1 protein-coding gene is annotated in these 1098 nt (G+C 76.8%); it reads right to left on the bottom strand.

The window, feature by feature from the left end; all coding sequences use genetic code 11:
• Window positions 1-1098, bottom strand: a 1098-nt coding sequence (locus AB0M20_RS45240; protein ID WP_364307821.1) for a substrate-binding domain-containing protein, incomplete at both ends; no start/stop codon positions are given.

The raw sequence follows: 1098 nt of genomic DNA, 5'->3' as shown, positions 1-1098 counted from the left end.
GTCGCGTCGCGGTAGGCGGCCAGCGTGGTGTCGTAGAGCCCGGTGGCGCCGTTCGGCTTGACTCGCATCCGGCCCAGCTCCGCCACGATCTTCGCGCGCCGCGGCCCGACCGGTCCGACCGGCACCAGCTCGCGGTAGTCGCGATCGCCGTCAAGATCGGTGGAGAACGTCCAGACGCCGATCTCGCTGGTGCCCAGCAGCAGCTGCGCGCCGCCCTGGGCGGCCTTGACCGTCGCGGAGAGCCGGGTGTCCGAGGAGCCGGGGACCCGTGCGGCCATCGAACCGGAGACGTCGAAGACAGCCAGCATTCGTGAGCTGATGTGCACGCCGCCCCAGGCGTTGAGCAGCGCCACGGTGTCCGCCTCGGCCGGCAGGCGCGCGGGCGGGTAGAGCTTGCCGCTGATCCCGGTGCCCGCCGGGATGGCGGTCGGCGGATCGCCGGACGGCGTGCGCAGCCCGTGGCCGCTGAGCGCGGTCGCGCCCTCCGATGCGAGCAGCGCCCGCAGGAAGGCCGTGGCGCCCTCCCGCTGCGGCCGGGTGGCCAGCGCCGCATACGGGTAGTCGGGGGCGGGCACCGCCCGGGGTGGATAGACGGCGACCCGGCGGCGCCCGCCGGTGGCGCCGAGCAGCACCTCCTGCTCGGTGCTGACCACGGCGGACTCGCCGGCGCCGGGCGCACCGGGCGCCGGCGTGGCCTCGCCGGAGACGGACACCGTCCGCGGCGCGAGACGGCGCATGATGGCCGCCGCACCGGCTGCGGTGTCGTCCGCCTTGGCCGCCGCGGCCAGCGCCCGGATGCCGACCAGCGCTCCGAAGCCCACCGGGCTGGTCGCCGGGTCGGGCAGCACGACCGGCACCGGCGACTGCTGCGCCGCCACAGTCGCACGCCAGCTCAGGGCCGTCCGGCCCAGGCGGCTCGCGGTCCGGCCGTCGAGCGCGAGGACCACCGGGCTGCTCGCCACCGAGACGCCCTCGGCGGGCACCTGGAACGCGCCGACGTCGTGCGCCCGCCGCAGCCACAGCGTCGACTCCGGCAACCAAGCGTCGAACGTGGCGTCGCCGGCGGTGCTCGACGAGCCGGCCGTCCCGGCTGACCCG

The sequence above is a fragment of the Actinoplanes sp. NPDC051633 genome (assembly GCF_040681735.1).
Classification (GTDB): Bacteria; Actinomycetota; Actinomycetes; order Mycobacteriales; family Micromonosporaceae; genus Actinoplanes.
Note: the sequence above shows the minus strand (reverse complement) of the source record. Positions and strands in the feature narration are given on the sequence as shown.